This window comes from Domibacillus sp. 8LH (assembly GCF_038806185.1).
In the GTDB taxonomy this organism is placed as follows: domain Bacteria; phylum Bacillota; class Bacilli; order Bacillales; family Domibacillaceae; genus Domibacillus; species Domibacillus indicus_A.
In genome coordinates this window covers 538,683-556,694 of the sequence record NZ_JAVJNG010000002.1, presented here as the reverse complement: position 1 = coordinate 556,694, position 18,012 = coordinate 538,683, and the positions used below count along the sequence as shown (strand labels likewise).

Genomic DNA, 18,012 nt, shown 5'->3' with positions numbered 1-18,012 from the left:
CCTTTTCTCAGTAGGATGAGGAAAAAACAGTATTTTATGCACAAAAAGAACCAGCATATGCCGGTTCCGCATTTCAGTGTTATTTTTTTTCAGCCAGCCAGGCAGCCACTGCCTCCGCCTCTTCGCCTTCTACTACATTTTTTGGCATCTGCCCCTGTCCGTTTTCAATCACGTTTAAAATTTCTTCTTTGCTCATCTTCGCTCCAATATTGCTCAGCTCCGGCCCAAATGCGCCTTCAAGATTTTCGCCGTGGCAGCTTAAGCAGCTTTGAGTATACACTTCTTCACCGACCGAAGCTGTTGTTTCACCTGTTCCTTCATCTGTGGACGGTGTTTGTTCTTCTGTTTCTTCGACCGCTGCATCTTCTCCGCCACCACATGCAGCCAATGCCAGAGATGAGCCAAGCATCAATGCCAACAGTGAATTTTTCCATTTCATTTGCTGTTCCCCCTTCTCTCGATAAAAACTCACCGTAAGTATACCAAACTCGGCAGCCTATGACGAAAAAGCAGGTTTTATTCCCGGCTTTTCATCAAGGCAAGTGTGTAGATACACCGGGGGCTTTCTTACAGCTACGTCATTGGAGGAACTTGAAGACGGTCGTCAAACAAATCAACGGTCAGCTGACCAGATGAATCCACTTGTCCGAGAAAAACGTTATCAACGGTTACTCCCTGCTTCTGGAGTTCTTCATGAAGCCAGCCTCTATTTAACCGGAGAGCGGCAAGCGACTCGTCAAGAATATGGCCATCCATAATGATGGTCTGCGGTTCTTTTTCCGGGCGGACCGAGAGTCCCAGCATCGCAGGTGTTAACGGCTGGTTTTCTTTTTTTAGCAAGACACTTAAATCCCCTGATGCTTCCAGTACCGCAAACTCTACATCTGCGGCTTGAAACACATTTTTTTGTCGCAGAAGTTCGGAAAGTTCATCAATGGTGTACCGTTCTTTTTTTAAATTTTCTTCCAGTATTTTTCCTTCTTTAATAAAAACGACACCTTTTCCCTCCACAAAACTGCGGAACTTCCGGCTCTTCAATGAAATATAGCCCGTTAAAAATGGAATCACGGTAAACACAGCAAGACCAACCACTCCGTGGACCACATCCCGTTCCAGCCCCATAATCACTTCCCCGCCAATACTTCCGATGGTGATACCTGCTACATATTCAAAGAAAGACAGCTGGGCCAGCTGCTTTTTCCCCAAAACTTTCGTAATAAGAAACAACACTGCTGTAAACAGTACGGCGCGAAAGGTAACATCTAACCAATCCGGCATGGCTGTACCTCCTTTTTCGCCATTCTTAATACGTTTCTAACCGTTTTTGTATATCGTCTGCTGCTTCCCTGACAGCCAGAATAGCCTCATACAGCTCCTCTTTAGACTCTTCCCGCTTTGACAGCACGATAAGTGTCGAAAGGCTTGACTGGATGCTTCTTAAGCTGGCCAAGCATTGATCCATTTCACTTGTTACTTTCATTCCCCTTCGGCCTCAATCGATACGGCATGGGCGATACATGGAATGGATTCACCCTGCTGGTACGTAAGCGGCGATAAAAGGGCACCGGTTGCTACAACAAGCATACGGTTGATTTTTCCTTTTTTCATCTCGTTCAATAAATGGCCGTACGCGACTACAGCTGAACAGCCCGGACCGCTGCCGCCTGAATAAACCGGCTGACTTTCGTTGTAAATCATAATGCCGCAGTCTTTATACTGCTCTTCCTTAACAGGCGTGCCATTTTTCTTGAATAAGTCCATGGAAACAGAATGGCCGATTCGGCCCAAATCACCGGTTACAATTAAGTCGTAATACGAAGGATCAACGCCGCGGTCCTTTAAATGTGCTTCAATGGTATCGACTGCGGCCGGAGCCATCGCACCGCCCATATTAAACGGATCGGTCAGGCCCATATCGATCACTTTCCCGATCGTTGCAGAAGTCACCCGCGGGCCGCTTCCTTCATTTCCTAAAAGTGCCGCTCCCGCTCCCGTTATGGTCCATTGAGACGTCGGCGGCTTTTGACCGCCATATTCCGTTGGATAGCGAAACTGTTTTTCCACAGCCGCGTTATGGCTTGAAGCACCGGCGATCACATAATTTGCACCGCCTGCATTGATAATCATTGCGCCTAGCGCCAGTCCTTCCATCGAAGTGGCACAGGCGCTGAACAAGCCGAGATATGGCGCGCCAATCGACCGGCTCGCCAGGCTTGTCGGCGTGATCTGGTTAATTAAGTCGCCGCCTAAAATATATTGGACCTGCTCTTTATGGCGTCTTCCTTTTGCCAGTGCGGTTTCACACGCCTGCTCAAACAGGAGCCGGTGGGCTTTTTCATAAGAATCTTCCCCCAGCCATAAATCCTCGTGCAGCATATCAAAATCATCCGCCAGCGGGCCTTTTCCTTCAAACGGACCGCCTATGGTTCCTGTTGCTACAATCACCGGTTTTTGGTCAAACACCCACGTGCGCTGCCCTATCTGCATCACAAACCACCCCATTGAATCCATAAAATTTTAATAGTGGCGACGATAAAAGCTGAAAACACCCCAAATAAAATAACCGATCCTGCCAGCTTAAACATGTTGCCGCCGACCCCAAGCACAAATCCTTCTGAACGGTGCTCGATGGCAGCTGAAATCACCGCGTTGCCAAATCCGGTCAACGGTACAGCAGAGCCAGCTCCCGCAAATTGAGCGATCCGGTCGTAAACGCCAAACCCGGTCAGGAGCATGGCGATAAAAATCATCGTGCCGGCCGTCGGGTTCCCGGCTGTCTGCTCCGTAAAGTTAAAAAAGAAAATATAAAAGTATTGAATGGCCTGGCCGACTACACAAATAAGACCGCCGACTAAAAAAGCATGCAGGCAGTTTCGTGCAACCGGACGTTTTGCCTCCCGCTTTTTCTGCAACTTTTGATAATCTGTCTGTTCTTGTGTTAACTTTTTTTGATTTGCCATGTTGTCACGTCCTTCTCTGTCGCTGTCACATTTTTTTGCTTGAACAGAGATAGCGTGACAAAAAAAAGCCATATTTATTCATCCAAGAAGTAACAGGACAAACGGAGAGAAAGTTGGGGCACGATATAGCTGTAAAGAAACGGAGGGGTGTAAATGTCAAAGTGGAGCCGGCTGCCGATGGCATGCCTCATCCTTTATTTTTTAAGCGTCATGCCTGTTTCCGCGGAACAGCGCGTTACGGAGGAAAGAGCAGCATATTACGAAAAAATGGAACGGCAGACGCTGGTGCCGTGGTATTATTTAGCCGCTGTTGACCAATTCGAGCGGAATATTCAAGTAGTCCGCGATGACCTGCCTGACCGAACCGGCACAATCAGCATTCATTTTCCGCGCAGCACCTGGGTTGGACAGCTGAACCCGCTGAAAAAAACAACGACACCCGCCGTGATTTCTTTTTTTGGCGGCCACGGGCTTGATGGCGATCAGGACGGAAAAGCCGATCCAAATGATCCGGATGATGTATTGTTTACAATGGCGACCCTGTTAACGAAAAATGGCTATCTGGAATCGGATATTAAAAAAGCATTGAAGGATTATTATAAAAAAGACGCATCAGTGAAACAGATTATGACGATTGCGGCTTTGTACCGCCACTTCGATACAATTGAGCTGGATGGCCATGCTTTTCCTCTTCCTTTAGGGTATAACTACAGCTACCGCAGCACGTGGGGGGACAAACGCGGATGGGGCGGGCGCCGGATGCATGAAGGAACCGATTTGTTTGCTTCTTATGGTGTCCCGGTGCGGGCCACCACATACGGGATCATTGAAATAAAAGGATGGAATGAATATGGCGGCTGGCGGGTCGGCATCCGAGATGTCCATAATGTGTACCATTATTTTGCCCATCTGTCGGGCTTTGAAAAAGGAATAAAAGAAGGCATGATTGTTAAACCAGGCACGGTTGTCGGTTACGTCGGCAGCTCCGGCTATGGTAAGCCAGGCACAGCCGGCAAGTTCCCACCTCATCTTCATTACGGGATGTACAAATATAACGGCCGGATGGAATGGGCATTTGACCCGTACCCGTCTCTCTCCCACTGGGAACAGGCGGAAAAAGCTGAGAAAAAGTCGAATTAACAAAAAAACCACCGAACCGCATGGGTTCTGGTGGTTTGTTTCTTTTTATAGGCGGGAGCGAAGGTACGCATTAATAAATGCGTCTAAATCGCCATCCATAACCGCTTGGATGTTTCCTGTTTCCTCACTTGTCCGGTGGTCTTTTACCATGGAATACGGATGGAATACATACGAGCGAATCTGGCTTCCCCAGCCGATTTCTTTTTGTTCACCGCGAATTTCGGCAAGCTCTGCTTCCTGCTCCTCTAAGCGGCGCTGATACAATTTCCCTTTGAGCATTTTCATCGCATGCTCACGGTTTTTAATTTGCGAACGCTCTGTCTGGCACGTGACCACAACGCCTGTCGGAATGTGGGTAATCCGAACAGCGGAATCGGTTGTATTGATGTGCTGACCGCCGGCGCCGCTTGCCCGGTACGTATCGATTTTCAAATCTTCTGTCCGGATTTCGATTTCGATTTCTTCATTAAATTCCGGCATGACTTCACACGATACGAAAGAAGTATGGCGGCGGCCTGATGAATCAAATGGTGAAATCCGCACAAGGCGGTGAACGCCTTTTTCCGCTTTTAAATAGCCGTAGGCGTTATGGCCTTTAATAAGCAGCGTTACACTTTTAACCCCGGCTTCATCGCCCGGCAGGTAATCAATTGTTTCCACTTTAAAGCCGCGCTTTTCTGCCCAGCGTGTGTACATCCGCAGCAGAAGTGATGCCCAGTCCTGTGACTCGGTTCCGCCGGCACCAGGGTGAAGCTCTAAAATGGCATTGTTTTTATCATGCTGTTCGCTCAGCAAAAGCTGAAGCTCAAAATTGTCAAGACGCGTTTGAAATTCTTTCGTTTCACTCGCAAGCTCTTCATGTAAATCCGCATCGTTTTCTTCTTTTAACAGCTCGTGGGTCATTTCAAGATTTTCCTGTGTTTCCACCAAATCTTTATATTCATTCACAAGCTCTTTGAGCGCGTTTGATTCATTAATAACCGCTTGTGCACCCTGCTGGTCATTCCAGAAATCAGGGTCAAGCATACGGTCTTCAAGCTCTGCCATTCGTGCCTCTTTGTTTTCTAAGTCAAAGAGACCCCCTGAAGTCCGCCAATTTCTCGGCTGAATTGTCAAGCGTGTTGCGAATTTCAAATAGTTCCATCTAGTCCACCTCTAAATTAATGTAATAAAAGAGTGCGGGTGCGGAAAACCGCACCCCAGTCCGCTGCCAAACGCCTGCTTTCAAGGCTGCTGCTCGCTGCTCGCCTTGAAAGCAACTCGTTTTTGTGCATTCTGTTTTTACTCTTGAAGTCCGTGACAGTTTTTATACTTTTTGCCGCTGCCGCATGGGCACAGCTCATTGCGTCCGATTTCCGGCGCTTTACGAAGCGGTTTTTTCTTTTTCAGTGCTTCTTCTTCTTTCGGATTAACCGCCTGGCCTTTTGCTACTTCCTGGCGCTCAAGGTTGCTGCGGATTTCCGCTTTCATGACATACTTGGCGGCTTCTTCGTTGATGGCAGCAATCATCTGCTCAAACATGGCAAAGCCTTCGTTTTGATACTCGCGAAGCGGATCAATCTGTCCGTAAGCACGCAGGTGAATCCCCTGGCGAAGCTGATCCATCGCATCAATGTGGTTGATCCATTTTGAATCGACGGCACGAAGCAGTACAACTTTTTCAAATTCACGCATTTGCTCGGCGCCAAGCTGTGCTTCACGCTCATTGTAGCGTTCCGTGACTTTGTCAGAAATAATGCGGCTGATTGTATCCAGGTCCTGGCCGCGAAGTTCATCCGCTGATACCGCTCCCTCTTCAAGCAGGTTCGCGTTTACCGTGTCGGCAATGCCTTCTGCGTCATACGGCTCGGCCGCTTCTTCATCGTTCGCATGTGCCGCAATCGTCGCCGCGATTGTTTTGGTCACCATTTCTTCTAAAATGCTGCGCAGGTTTTCTGCTTCGAGCACTTCGTCACGCTGCTTGTAGATGATTTCACGCTGCTGGCGTAATACATCATCATATTCAAGAAGACGTTTCCGTGCGTCAAAGTTATTGCCTTCTACGCGTTTTTGCGCAGATTCAACCGCCCGGGATACCATCTTGCTTTGAATAGGCTGAGTGTCATCCATGCCAAGCTTGGCCATCATCGACTTCATATTATCCGATCCGAAGCGGCGCATCAATTCATCTTCCATTGACAGATAAAACTGGGTGACACCCGGGTCGCCCTGACGGCCGGAGCGTCCGCGAAGCTGGTTGTCAATCCGGCGTGATTCATGACGCTCTGTTCCAATAACAGCCAGTCCGCCAAGCTCTTTGACGCCTTCACCGAGTTTGATATCGGTTCCGCGTCCAGCCATGTTAGTCGCAATCGTCACAGCACCCGGCTGTCCGGCATCCTGAATGATTTCCGCTTCCCGCTCGTGGTTTTTCGCATTCAGCACGTTGTGCGGAACGCCTCTTTTCGTTAAGTGGGCTGAAATAAGCTCAGATGTTTCGATCGCCACTGTCCCGACTAGAACCGGCTGTTTTTTCTGGTAGCGCTCATGGATATCTTCCACCACAGCCATAAATTTACCGTTCATCGTTGCATAAATTAAATCGGCGCGGTCATCACGGGCAATTGGACGGTTTGTCGGAATCGCCACTACACGCATATTATAAATGTTGCGGAATTCTTCTTCCTCCGTGCGGGCCGTACCCGTCATACCGGAAAGCTTTTCATACATCCGGAAGAAGTTCTGGAACGTAATCGTCGCCATTGTCATGCTTTCATTTTGAATTTGAACGCCTTCTTTTGCTTCAATTGCTTGATGAAGCCCGTCAGAATAGCGGCGCCCTTTCATTAAGCGGCCGGTAAACTGGTCAACGATGACGACTTCCCCGTCCTGCACAACGTAATCCACGTCGCGATGCATCGTCACACGCGCTTTTAGCGCCTGTGTAATATGATGGTTTAAGCCGACATGCTTCAAGTCAAACAAGTTTTCAATGCCGAATGCTTTTTCCGCTTTCGTCATTCCTTCTTCGGTTAACAGTACGCTTTTCGTTTTAATATCAACCGTGAAGTCTTCTTCTTCTTTCAGCGTGCGGACGAATGAAAACGCATGGATATACAGCTGCGTTGATTTGGCTGCCTGTCCGGAAATGATAAGCGGCGTCCGCGCTTCATCGACTAAGATAGAGTCCACTTCATCGATAACCGCATAGTGAAGCGGACGCTGTACTTTATGCTCTTTGTACAGCACCATATTGTCACGCAGGTAGTCAAAGCCAAATTCGTTGTTTGTTCCGTACGTAATGTCACGCTCGTACGCTTCTTTTTTCTGCTCTTTCGACAAGCTGTTTAAATTCAGACCGACTGTTAAGCCGAGAAACTCGTAAAGACGGCCCATTTCTTCCGCATCACGGGATGCCAGGTATTCATTGACGGTAATAACATGAACGCCTTTGCCTGAAATCGCATTTAAATAAACCGGCATTGTGGCCGTCAGCGTTTTCCCTTCACCGGTTTTCATTTCAGAGATATTCCCCTCATGAAGGGCGGCTCCCCCCATGAGCTGAACACGATACGGGTAAAGGCCAAGCACACGCTTCGCGGCTTCCCGTACAACGGCAAACGCTTCTACAAGCAGGTTATCAAGCGATTCGCCTTTTTGATAACGCTGTTTGAATTCTTCTGTTTTATCTTTTAACGCTGCATCGGAAAGCGCCGCTGTTTCATCCGCCAGCGCCTCCACTTTTACAGCTGTTTTTTCAAGTTTTTTTATTTCTTTTTTATTCGCATCAAACACTTTATTTAATAAACCCATTTTAAACGCTCCTTTTCAGGTTCAACAGGGCAAAACCTTCGCATTTTTCCTAGTTAATAGTACCACTTCTGAAGGTGAGCGTACACTCATATGGTTTATTTTTGCCCGCTTCCCGCTGCCTGCAATTTTTCTTCCAGTACAGCTTCCATTTCCTTCTGCCGTTTTGAAAGTGTTGCAGCAGAAATACCGTAGCGGCTTGCGATCGCTGCCTTTGATTCTTTCACATCAAGCAGTTCGTGCGCTTGAAGAAGAGCGATCATGGCAGCAGTAAAGACTTCTGGCTTCCGGACTGCCGGATCTTCCTTCGAGCAGTAGTAATTCCAAAGAAGCACGGCCATTTGAGCTACAGGCTGCCCATACTGCTCCTGTTCAAACGAAGCTTCCATATGTGCAGCTGTTTCCTTTTGTGCTTCTTTTGCCCACATCAATGTTGTCAGATCAACAGCGGCATGTCCTTTTTCATACACAGCAAACAATGTATCCATTACACCGACAAAGTCATGTGTGAAAAAGTCCTGCGTGTCTTCAAAAGCAGACTCATTAAACATATTGCGGACAGCAGCTGCCATCGCTTCTGTATGCGCTGCTTCAAAGTGGAAATCTGTCATAAAAAACGTATAATCAGATTCATGCGGCAGCAGTGCTCCGGTCACAAACGCGCCGACAAGATCAACACTTCGGAGTGCCCGTACGGAATAAACCTCATCTGTTAAAATATCACGCACTCGATAGACAGGGCCGTCGCAGGATTCGATCACTCCGGCCATAAAGCGGTAATCTATCCACGAAGAGACAATTTCTGCAGTGCGCTGACGTGAAATAGACGGTACACGACGTTTCACAAATTTCGTTAAAATCGTCTCGTTTTCTTTAATCGTCCGGGTTAAAATCGCCCAAATTTCAAATGTTACAAGAAACACCTGTTCATTTTGACGCAGTGTTTCATTTGACCGAAGCAGCGGCTGAAACTCTTTTTTCAGCATCGCTGAATGATTTTCCATTGCATAATCAATCAATTCCCGCTGAATCGCACTTGCTTCTTCTACCAAAACCGGTACAATCGCCGCTCCTTCTCTTTTTCCGCAGCATTTTTTATATTTTCTTCCGCTGCCGCATAGGCACGGATCATTTCGTCCAATTGACATCTTCTTTTTTCCTCCTCGTGCAAAGTCACGCTCTTTATCATATCATGAATCGCACATACAAAAAAGAAGCCCGCGTATTCTGCGGACTTCTTAGGGTGCTAATACATACTCGGCTGCTGGTATCTGCCGGCTCCGATGCTCATGATCCGGATGGTCACTCGCTTTGTGCCTTAAAAGACAAGCATGTTACCAGCCTGCTTTTTTAATAAATAAGAAAAAGATTAGTTGGTTTCAATTAAGCCATATTTGCCGTCACTTCGTTTGTACACAATGTTTGTGCCGTCTGTTTCAGCATCTGTGTAAATAAAGAAATTATGGCCCAGCAGATTCATTTGAAGAACCGCTTCTTCTGAATCCATTGGCTTCAAGTCAATTTGCTTCGTCCGGACAACCTGCAGATCGTCCTGCTCTTCTTCTACAGCCACGCTGTCAGCCTGCACCGCGAAATAATCCTGCGGCTCACCTTTTTCACGGAACTTGCGGTTTACTTTCGTTTTATGTTTGCGAATCTGGCGCTCTAATTTATCTGTAATTAAATCAACTGCTGCATATAGATCCGGATTACGTTCCTCTGCGCGAAGAACGAGATTTTTCATCGGGATCGTCACTTCTACCTTTGCGTTTGTGTTATTGTACGTTTTTAGGTTCACGTGTACATTCGCATTAGGAGTTTCGGTGAAATAGCGCTCGAGCTTACTGATCTTTTTCTCTACATACTCACGAATAGCCGGAGTCACTTCAATATTTTCACCGCGAATGTTATAGTTCATCATGCTAGAACTCCTCCTTCAACTAATTGCTATACTTCTATATTCTTTATGTACCCTTCAGAATCCTTCTTAATCCACGAAAAAATTTGTCGAATTTTCAAAAAACTTTCATCAAGAAAAAATCCGGGCTTTGAGGGCACCGGATTAATTGCGTTTATCGTAAAAAACACCATCTGTCTGCAGCGCTTCATACGGATTTGAATACTTGCTCATCGTCTTCTTTTTCACTTTTACTTCCTGTAAATCTTCTTTAACAGCCCGGCTCAGCTTTTGCAGGTGCTGTTCAATTTCCTGATTCATTAAATGAATCTCGCGTCCAAGCTTTTGCTCTTCCTCCGTAAAAGGCGGCTGAATGTTTGGAAGAATGTCACCGCGCTGGTCCAGCAGCTCTTCAACACCTTGAATTTGACTGTCACGATCTTCATTCGCTGCCTGAAGCAGATCAAGCAGCCTTTTCGTCATTTTATGACAGTCATGAACCGGCGTCATTACACCCGGCCGCCCGCACCAACTTGCTGCATGCGGCGGTTTTCCTGAATAACCTGCTTCCACGTATCACGGAATTCAATGACAAACCCTTCTACTTCTTTTAAGATAGCCGGGTCATTTTTAATGTTTGCTTGGACAAGGCGTTCATTCATAAACTCGTAAAGAGCGAGCATGTTTTTTGCGAGATCTGTATCTGTTTTAAGCGTAATACTCAATTCACGGATAATCGCCTGTGCTTTTTGCACATTTAGGTTTTTTTGTTCAATATTATTCTCTTTCATCGCGCGTTCAGCCAGATGAATAAATTTCAGGCATCCATTATACAACATTAACGTCAATTCACCAGGCGATGCCGTATTCACCGAGTTATTCGCATACGCTTGATGTGGATTATTGATTGCCACTAGAGGTTCACTCCTTTTTATTAATAACTGCTAAACTGCTGCATTAAGTAAGCAGATTGCGAGTTTGCATTCTGCATCGCTTTTTCCATGGCCGTGAATTGCTTCCAATAACGGTCTTCTACTTGAGTCAACCGGTCTCCAAATCGAGTAATACTGTTATCAACGCTCGTAAGCTGGCGGCCGATCGCAAACTTTTGGTTTGTATAACCAGCACTCCCAGCACGATCTTTTAATTGATCCATTGCTTTATCAACAGTGTTATATAGACGGTGGATAATCCCCTGCTCACTAACGGACGTTGAACCGGACCCGCCAATAAACAATGCTTCAACAGCTTCCGGGTTCTCCGCTAATGCTTTTTTCAACTTTGTTTCATCAATTTCAAGCTTACCGCCTTCTAAATAGTTAGACGAAGTAGTAATGCCGATTTCTGCCAGCTGATTGTAGGAAGCATTTGTGCTGCTGTTTGTTACCACCTGCGAGAAGTTGCTTCGCATTGCACTGAGCACTCCCGTTAACGTTGTATCACGGCGCAGCAAACCGCTTTTTGCTTTTTCTTCCCACTGTTCTTGCTGCTTGTCTGAAAGCTGTTCACGCTGCTCGTCGGTCAACGGTGTATAAGAGCGATAGCGTTCTTCTGATGTCTTTGTGCTGATTGCCGCGATCAACGTATTATATTTGTCGATAAAATCTTTAATATTGTTGTAAACTTTATCCGTGTCTTTTGAAACTGACAAGGATACAGCTTTTGTTGAGTCAAATGTTCCTTTTAAAGTAATAGACACACCATTCATATCAAATGTATTAGATTTCCTCGTAGTTGCCAGCCCATTAATAACAAATTCCGCATCAGAACCTTTCGACACTGTTGCAGTATTGTCCAATTTCAAAACATCAGCAGCAAAAACACCGGAAATAGACAAATTCGAAGCTGTATTAAGGGTATAATCTCCATTGCTGTCTTTGGTAAAGTCACCGGTTTCCTTTTGCATAAGTGAAACTTTATTGGTGGCCGTGTCAAAAAACATAGACACGCCGGCGTTTGAGCCATTTACTTTTGAAACAACTTGATTAAGCGTATCCGTTGAACTGATTAAAAAGTTTTCCTCTATTTCACCCTTTGATGTTTGGGCGGTAATAGAGAAGTCGGCATACTGCTCACCATTTTGTGCTACCGAAATATAATCTACTTTTACTGTAGAACCGGCAGCAATAGAGTTACTAAAAGTAATATTTCCGTCAGCATCGATTTTCGCCTGATTTTTTGATGCATCAAAAGAATCTCCTGCTGCGATTACATTGTAATCGACGCCGTTTACTTTAACAGACATCTTTACTGCATCGGCAGCTTGAACAGATCCTGCTGTAACTCCAAGACTGACAGTGTTTCCACCTGTAACACTTGAAAGAGTCTTGCTTTCTACTTTCCCCGATGTCCAAACAAAATCTTTTGCAAAAGAATTATTAGTTACATCACTTAAGGCCTTTGTAGCATCAAGTGTTTCACCTGTTGTCTCATTTAATTTCCCTGTTACCCACGTTTCTGCCGATGCCAGCTTCGAAACACTAGAAATATTGTAGGATCCTTGTGAAGCAGCGGTTGAAGACGTGGCTGTTACAAGCGATTCATTAGAAGTTGTTACGCCGCTAGATCGGTAGTTTTGTGTCTTTTTCATTCCCGTAGAAGACGTTAAGTTTTTAAAGTCATTGAGCAGGAGGTTCATTTCCCGATACTGGTCCCGCTGCCACTCCAGCGTTTGTTTTTTCTGTTTTAATTTATCAAGCGGTATCCGCTCTGCTTTCATTAAGTCTTTAATAATCGACTCAGTGTCCATGCCACTGGCCATTCCGCCTACGCGAAGTACCATAATCGTTGTCCTCCCTACGCTTTTTTATCGACGAATAAGCCGATAAATTCGGTCATTGCCGCATACATGTCCAATATTTTTTTCGATGGAATTTCTTTAATGATCTCATCTGAGTTGTTGTCTACGATCACTGCATAATATTCCTGCAGTTCATCATGGTATTCAAATTGAACGTGCGTCTGGGTCGGCTGTAAAAACGTGTTGACCTGATCCGCAAATTTTTGCAGCTCCTCCTCCCTTACAGGAGTGCTCGGCTCAGCCGCCTCTGCTAGAGGCTTCTGCTCTGCTTCCACTGCTTTTGTTTCATTTACTTCAATTGGTTTGACTGCTGCTGGTATTGTACTTTCGCCTATACGGTCAATCATCGTTTTGCCCCCTTCATGCACATTTTCTTTTCTTTATATCGACGTATTCTATTTTTTGTTAAGCAAAATTTGGACAATTCGTCTGATTTTGCAAAACATTGACATCTTGTGTACGCAAAAAAACCTTCCTTCCCGGCATGTAGGGGAAGAAAGGATTTTCCATCACGAAAATGTAACTGGCAGCGGTTTTAAGCGCGCTTCAATTTGTTCACGCTGTGGCTCTAAAAATGGCGGCAGTGCCAGTGATTCACCAAGGTGCTCCAGCTCTTCATCTGTATCAAATCCTGGTCCGTCGGTAGCCACTTCAAACAGGATACGGTTCGGTTCGCGGAAATAAAGAGATTTAAAGTAAAAGCGGTCCACAAATCCAGAATTGCCGATGCGCGCCTCACGAACACGCGCGATCCATTGGCGCAGCTCTTCTTCATCCTCCACCCGAAAAGCAACATGGTGAACACCGCCTCGTCCCGGCCGTTCGAGCGCAAGATCGTTTCGCTCTTCCACATGCACCTCTGCTCCTGTGCCGCCTTCACCTGTTTCGAAAACAATGACGTCCGGCTGTCCTTCTACAGGCGATGGGTATCGCTTCGCTTCGCGGAATCCCATCAGTTCAGTTAACGCAGCAGCAGTTGGTCCTGCAGCAGGCACAGTTAAATGAACCGGTCCGAGCCCAATGATCCCAACCTCAGTCGGCACCTGGCTCTTCTCCCATGGTATACCGCCGGCGACACCCTCGTTTCCTTCATCCGACACAAGGAAAAACCGCTGCCCTTCGAAATCCTGGAAAGGGAGTGCTTTCCGGCCGCCTTGATCGATGATAGCTTGATGCTTAACATCAAATTCGTCAAACCGGCTTTGCCAATAATCGAGTGCTGCGTCGTTCGGCACGCGCAGAGAAAGACCCGAAATAGAATTGTTTCCGTTCCGGTTCGGGGCGGCCATTGGAATTTCAAAAAACGTCAGCTCCGTCCCCGGGTTCCCTCTTTCATCGCCGTAAAACAAGTGATACATCGACGTTTCATCTTGATTGACCGTTTTCTTAATTAAGCGCATCCCCAGTACTTCCGTGTAAAACGTCACGTTTCGTGCTGCATTCGCTGTAATGGCTGATACGTGATGAATGCCTTTAAACTCCATTTTCATTCTCTCCTTTTTATGACTGGATTTTTTTCAGCAGCTCAAGCAGCTGTTTCTTTTCTTCTATAGAAAGCTTTCCAAATTGGTCCGCTTGAAATTGTTCCTGAACCGGCAGCACTTCCTCTACGAGTGATCTGCCGGCTTCGGTCAGCGAAATATATTTTGTTTTCCATTCGCGCTCTCTCGTGACCCAGCCCAGCTTTTCCATTTTCGAGAGCATATGCGTAACATTGCCTTTTGTGACCAGGAGCTTTTCCGCCAGATCCTGCTGGCAGATACGGCCGCTCGCCCTAATTTGAGCCAAAGCATCAAATTGTGCAGCGGAGAGCCCCCACTTTTTTAAATGCTGATTAGACTTGCGGATGCTTTTATTGTAAAAGCGTGACAGCCGAAACCAGGCCAGAATGCTGATCATCCGCTCCCGTTTCTGCATCCGTCTCACTTCCTCTCATTTGGTATAGTCAATTTAATACTAAACTGACAATCAATCAAGAAAAAAGCTCATCTGTTACGAGTGAACTCTATTTAACGACCAAATAGAATAATTCAGCCCAAGCTGAATATTGTAAGGAAGCGCTGTTGTCGGCTTCCGGACGGATGCCCGGTATTTCGCAATGCCCATGGCTGTGTAAAGACCAGTCCATACAACGGGGAACACCCAGCCTGGCGGTGAAAAGGACGGCTTTTTCAACTGCCGGTAATCTTCTCTCGTATTTCGATTGGCGACTGCACCTATAATGGAACCGCCAACAACGGGCAGCAGGACACTCGCGGCCAATTTTTTTCCGTTTAAAACGTTCATTGGCAAAACTCCTTTACTCAGTATACTTTTATTTTGCCGCTGTCCCTCTTTTTAAAACAAAAAAACACCGTCTAAGACGGTGCAAGGCAAATCTCTTTATAATTACACATTTGGCAGCGCTGCTCATAAGAAGTCCGCGGAAAGTCATCAAGTTCAGCCGGCTCGTTGGATAGAATATCAAGCTGATAGCGGCGCATCATATGGACACTTTGGCGCATTTTTTCCAGCATGAGCGCAATATCCCCTTCACTGAGCGTGTATGATTTTTGCACGCCGGTCAGTACGTATTCGTTGCGGATTTGAATATCCTCCACACGCGCATTGTATTTTTGCATCAAATAATACGCATAAAGTGCCAGCTGGCTCCGGTCATCCTCCGCTTCTTTACCGGTTTTCCAATCGACAATGACCCACTTGTCCGTTTCTAAATCGCGGTATAACAAATCCATCACGACGAAAATTTTCACTCCGTCAACGGTCATAAAGCGGAATTCCTCTGCCTGCTGAAACTGCATCGTCTGCGGGCGGCCGTTAATATCGCCAAAGGATTTACTCGCCAGAAAGTTTTGAAACACAATGGGCAGGCGGCGTCGGTATTCTTCTGCTTCCATCCGGTTCAGTTCGCCTTCGTAATATATATCGTACAGCATATGAAAACGGGCAGGCTTTTGCAGCCACTGCTGCTTTCGGTCGCGGGAATCGAGGTACGCCTGGTTCAGCATCTTTCTTGCTTCTTCCACAAGCTCTGCTTCGGTCATGACGTAGCCATGGTTAAGAAACATACGGAGTGCTCGTTCTGCCAGCTCATGCACAATTTGCCCGAATGCAATCGGCACGTTTTTCAGCTTTTTCAGCCGGTACACATGCCTGGCTGCTTCATCTGCGTCATACAGCCAGCCGTTATGGCCGGCGTAATACTCATACGCATATTTTCGTGCACACGTCATCAGCGTTTTATGCCGCGAAAATGACCAGGAGAATTCAGGAAATGCTTTGACCTCAAACATGATTCCGCCTCCGCATCTCTAAAAACGCTTTGATCATGCCATAAGTTACTTCTTCCGGCACCTGCTCTTTAATCGGCTTCAGCCGGTCCACTCCTGCTTCTTCAACAGCCCGCTTAAGCACTTCATGATGATGAGCCGGCACAAGCAGACCGAGATTCACATCAAGCCCTTCTTCCATGCACTGAATCAAATGATTTTCGACCGTTCCGACTGTCAGGTTTCGTTCCGCTGCAATCGCTTCGGCAGCCATTCCTTTTTGATGCAGCTGGAGTGTATCTAAATAGGAGTTAACCGATTTTTTCTTTGGAGCAGCTGCGGCGGGCTCAGCAGTCAAATCTCTTTGCCGGTCCGGGTTTTCTTCTGTGTACGCTTTGATTGCAGTTAAAAAAGCAGCTCCGTATTTCGCCATTTTGCTTTCTCCGACACCGCTCACGGAAAGAAAATCTTCTTCATCCATTGGCAGCTTGGCACACATATCGTGAAGTGTGTTATCCGAAAAAATAACAAATGGCGGTACGCCCGCTTCCTCCGCAATGTTCTTACGAAGCGCACGGAGCACATCGAACAGCGGGTCGTCTGCGGCAATTTTTTTCGTTTGTACCGCTTCCTTGCGCATCACGGTCTCCCTGCCCAGCAAAACCTCCCGTCCCTGCTCTGTCACAAAAATGGTCGGAAACTGTTTTTGTTCGACGCCGATCAGCTCCTGCGAAATTAAAAACTCAATAAAGTTGGTTACATCCTTCACGCTTTGCTGCTTTAAAATGCCGTAAGTGGACAGGCTGTCAAAGCAGAACTCAATCAGTTTTTTGTTGCGTGAACCTGTGAGTACCTGCGCTGTCATCGCTTTGCCGAACCGCTGTCCCATCCGGATCACACAGGATAGCACCATTTGCGCTTCTTTTGTCACATCGACACTGCTGCGTGAATCAGTGCAGTTGCCGCAGCGGCCGCACGGCTTGGCACCTGGATCACCAAAATACGCCACAATAAATTGCTGCAGGCATTTTTCTGTATGGCAGTAATCCACCATGCCCTGCAGCTTTTCAAGCTCCTGCGGAATGCGGTCGCGTTCAAGCGCCTGGTCAATTAAAAAGCGCTGTGTCTGTACATCCTGCGACGAATAAAGCACAATACACTCACTGTCGAGGCCATCACGCCCTGCACGGCCGGCCTCCTGATAATAGCTTTCCATATTTTTAGGCAGCTGGTAATGAATGACGTAGCGGATGTTAGACTTATCAATCCCCATCCCAAATGCATTGGTGGCGACCATTACGGTTGCTTCATCTGCTAAAAACCGGTCCTGCTCCCGTGCCCGCTCCACATCGCTCATTCCGCCGTGATAACGGGCAACGGAAATGCCCGCCCGCTGCAGGCGTTCATGCAGCCCGTCGACCGTTTTCCGGGTCGCGGCATAAATAATGCCTGATTCCTTTTCGTTTTTCTTTAAATAGTCTTTTAAAAAGCTGTTCCGGTCTTGTCCTTGAACGACAGAAAATGATAGGTTCTTCCGTTCAAATCCGGTTATAACCGTGTTTTCCTCTTCGATAGAAAGAAGACGGCAAATATCCTCGCGCACATGCGGCGTGGCCGTCGCAGTCAGCGCAAGCACAACAGGATTGTTTGGAAACAGCTCGGTCATCCGCTGAATATGGCGGTAGCTTGGCCGGAAATCATGTCCCCACTGCGAAATACAGTGCGCCTCGTCCACAGCGATCAGCGGGACCGTCAGCTCCTTTAAATCTTCAATAAACGAATACGATTCAAGCCGTTCCGGCGCTATATAAAGCAGCTTGTATTCTCCGTTTCGCGCCGCTTTGATGGTTTCATATATATCTGTACCCGTCATCGTGCTGTTAATATACGCTGCCGGGATTCCTGCCGCAAGCAGCGTATCAACTTGATCTTTCATTAAGGAAATAAGCGGCGAGACCACAATCGTTGTTCCTTCCATCACAAGCGCCGGGATCTGGTAACAGAGCGATTTCCCTCCACCTGTCGGCATCACACAAATCGTATTTTCACCGTTTAATACGTTAGTTATTGCCTGCTCCTGGCCGGTCCGGAATGAATCATAGCCGAAATGCGACTGCAAAAAGCTGCGTGCCTCTTCCAGCATGCAAACACCTCTTT

At 46.8% G+C, this 18,012-nt stretch carries 18 protein-coding genes and 1 pseudogene; 1 reads left to right on the top strand and 18 read right to left on the bottom strand.

Translation table 11 applies throughout. The annotated features are described in order from the left end of the window. Positions 1-79: 79 nt before the first annotated feature. From cccB to spoVAC, 5 genes and pseudogenes are all read right to left on the bottom strand, one after another. On the bottom strand, positions 80-439 hold the full coding sequence (gene cccB, locus RG959_RS06125) for a cytochrome c551 (protein WP_342796374.1): 360 nt from the start codon (positions 437-439) through the stop codon (positions 80-82). Between the two features lie 143 nt (positions 440-582). Then, positions 583-1,278, bottom strand: a pseudogene (locus tag RG959_RS06120) (DUF421 domain-containing protein); the annotation flags it as partial. 25 nt (positions 1,279-1,303) lie between these two features. Then, positions 1,304-1,480: a DUF1657 domain-containing protein gene (locus RG959_RS06115; RefSeq protein WP_342796373.1), complete on the bottom strand. Its 177-nt coding sequence runs from the start codon at positions 1,478-1,480 to the stop codon at positions 1,304-1,306. Then, positions 1,477-2,487, bottom strand: a complete 1,011-nt coding sequence (gene spoVAD / locus RG959_RS06110; protein WP_342796372.1) for a stage V sporulation protein AD — start codon at positions 2,485-2,487, stop codon at positions 1,477-1,479. Before spoVAD ends, RG959_RS06115 begins: the two co-directional genes overlap by 4 nt. Continuing rightward, positions 2,487-2,960: a stage V sporulation protein AC gene (gene spoVAC / locus RG959_RS06105; protein ID WP_342796371.1), complete on the bottom strand. Its 474-nt coding sequence runs from the start codon at positions 2,958-2,960 to the stop codon at positions 2,487-2,489. Before spoVAC ends, spoVAD begins: the two co-directional genes overlap by 1 nt. A 153-nt stretch (positions 2,961-3,113) precedes the next feature. On the opposite strand from spoVAC, the gene RG959_RS06100 reads away from it, so the two are divergent. After that, positions 3,114-4,100, top strand: coding sequence for a M23 family metallopeptidase (locus tag RG959_RS06100; protein WP_342796370.1), 987 nt, complete (start codon positions 3,114-3,116; stop codon positions 4,098-4,100). 45 nt (positions 4,101-4,145) lie between these two features. Here RG959_RS06100 and prfB read toward each other — a convergent pair. The 13 genes from prfB to recQ all read right to left on the bottom strand — a co-directional run bounded on the left by prfB (position 4,146) and on the right by recQ (position 17,998). Next, positions 4,146-5,244, bottom strand: a protein-coding gene (prfB, locus tag RG959_RS06095; protein WP_342796369.1) for a peptide chain release factor 2 whose coding sequence is annotated in 2 segments (ribosomal slippage) — positions 4,146-5,171 and positions 5,173-5,244 — 1,098 coding nt in all. Because the reading frame shifts where the segments join, the coding sequence is not laid out codon by codon here. Between the two features lie 137 nt (positions 5,245-5,381). Next, positions 5,382-7,892 (bottom strand): preprotein translocase subunit SecA, encoded by a 2,511-nt coding sequence (gene secA / locus RG959_RS06090; protein WP_342796368.1) that lies wholly within the window; start codon positions 7,890-7,892, stop codon positions 5,382-5,384. A gap of 95 nt (positions 7,893-7,987) precedes the next feature. Continuing rightward, the gene (locus RG959_RS06085; RefSeq protein WP_342796367.1) at positions 7,988-9,037 is read right to left on the bottom strand and encodes an SEC-C metal-binding domain-containing protein; all 1,050 of its coding nucleotides are present in this window, start codon (positions 9,035-9,037) and stop codon (positions 7,988-7,990) included. A 221-nt stretch (positions 9,038-9,258) separates the two neighbouring features. Continuing rightward, positions 9,259-9,810: a ribosome hibernation-promoting factor, HPF/YfiA family gene (gene hpf, locus RG959_RS06080; protein WP_309091183.1), complete on the bottom strand. Its 552-nt coding sequence runs from the start codon at positions 9,808-9,810 to the stop codon at positions 9,259-9,261. A 141-nt stretch (positions 9,811-9,951) separates the two neighbouring features. After that, on the bottom strand, positions 9,952-10,296 hold the full coding sequence (fliT, locus tag RG959_RS06075; protein WP_251270061.1) for a flagellar protein FliT: 345 nt from the start codon (positions 10,294-10,296) through the stop codon (positions 9,952-9,954). Then, on the bottom strand, positions 10,296-10,700 hold the full coding sequence (fliS, locus tag RG959_RS06070) for a flagellar export chaperone FliS (RefSeq protein ID WP_342796366.1): 405 nt from the start codon (positions 10,698-10,700) through the stop codon (positions 10,296-10,298). The genes fliT and fliS overlap by 1 nt, the downstream gene beginning before the upstream one ends. Before the next feature lie 20 nt (positions 10,701-10,720). After that, on the bottom strand, positions 10,721-12,568 hold the full coding sequence (gene fliD, locus RG959_RS06065) for a flagellar filament capping protein FliD (RefSeq protein ID WP_342796365.1): 1,848 nt from the start codon (positions 12,566-12,568) through the stop codon (positions 10,721-10,723). A gap of 14 nt (positions 12,569-12,582) precedes the next feature. Continuing rightward, on the bottom strand, positions 12,583-12,933 hold the full coding sequence (gene flaG, locus RG959_RS06060) for a flagellar protein FlaG (protein ID WP_342796364.1): 351 nt from the start codon (positions 12,931-12,933) through the stop codon (positions 12,583-12,585). 162 nt (positions 12,934-13,095) lie between these two features. Continuing rightward, on the bottom strand, positions 13,096-14,070 hold the full coding sequence (locus RG959_RS06055; protein ID WP_342796363.1) for a ring-cleaving dioxygenase: 975 nt from the start codon (positions 14,068-14,070) through the stop codon (positions 13,096-13,098). Positions 14,071-14,086: 16 nt separating this feature from the next. Then, positions 14,087-14,503 carry a MarR family winged helix-turn-helix transcriptional regulator gene (locus tag RG959_RS06050; protein WP_342796362.1) on the bottom strand — a complete coding sequence of 139 codons (417 nt, stop codon included), beginning with the start codon at positions 14,501-14,503 and terminating at the stop codon, positions 14,087-14,089. Positions 14,504-14,578: 75 nt separating this feature from the next. Beyond that, entirely contained in the window at positions 14,579-14,872 is a 294-nt protein-coding gene (locus RG959_RS06045; protein WP_342796361.1) for a TspO/MBR family protein, read from the bottom strand. A gap of 71 nt (positions 14,873-14,943) precedes the next feature. Next, positions 14,944-15,879 (bottom strand): RecB family exonuclease, encoded by a 936-nt coding sequence (locus RG959_RS06040; RefSeq protein WP_342796360.1) that lies wholly within the window; start codon positions 15,877-15,879, stop codon positions 14,944-14,946. Then, positions 15,872-17,998, bottom strand: a complete 2,127-nt coding sequence (recQ, locus tag RG959_RS06035) for a DNA helicase RecQ (RefSeq protein ID WP_342796359.1) — start codon at positions 17,996-17,998, stop codon at positions 15,872-15,874. The genes RG959_RS06040 and recQ overlap by 8 nt, the downstream gene beginning before the upstream one ends. Positions 17,999-18,012 lie beyond the last annotated feature (14 nt).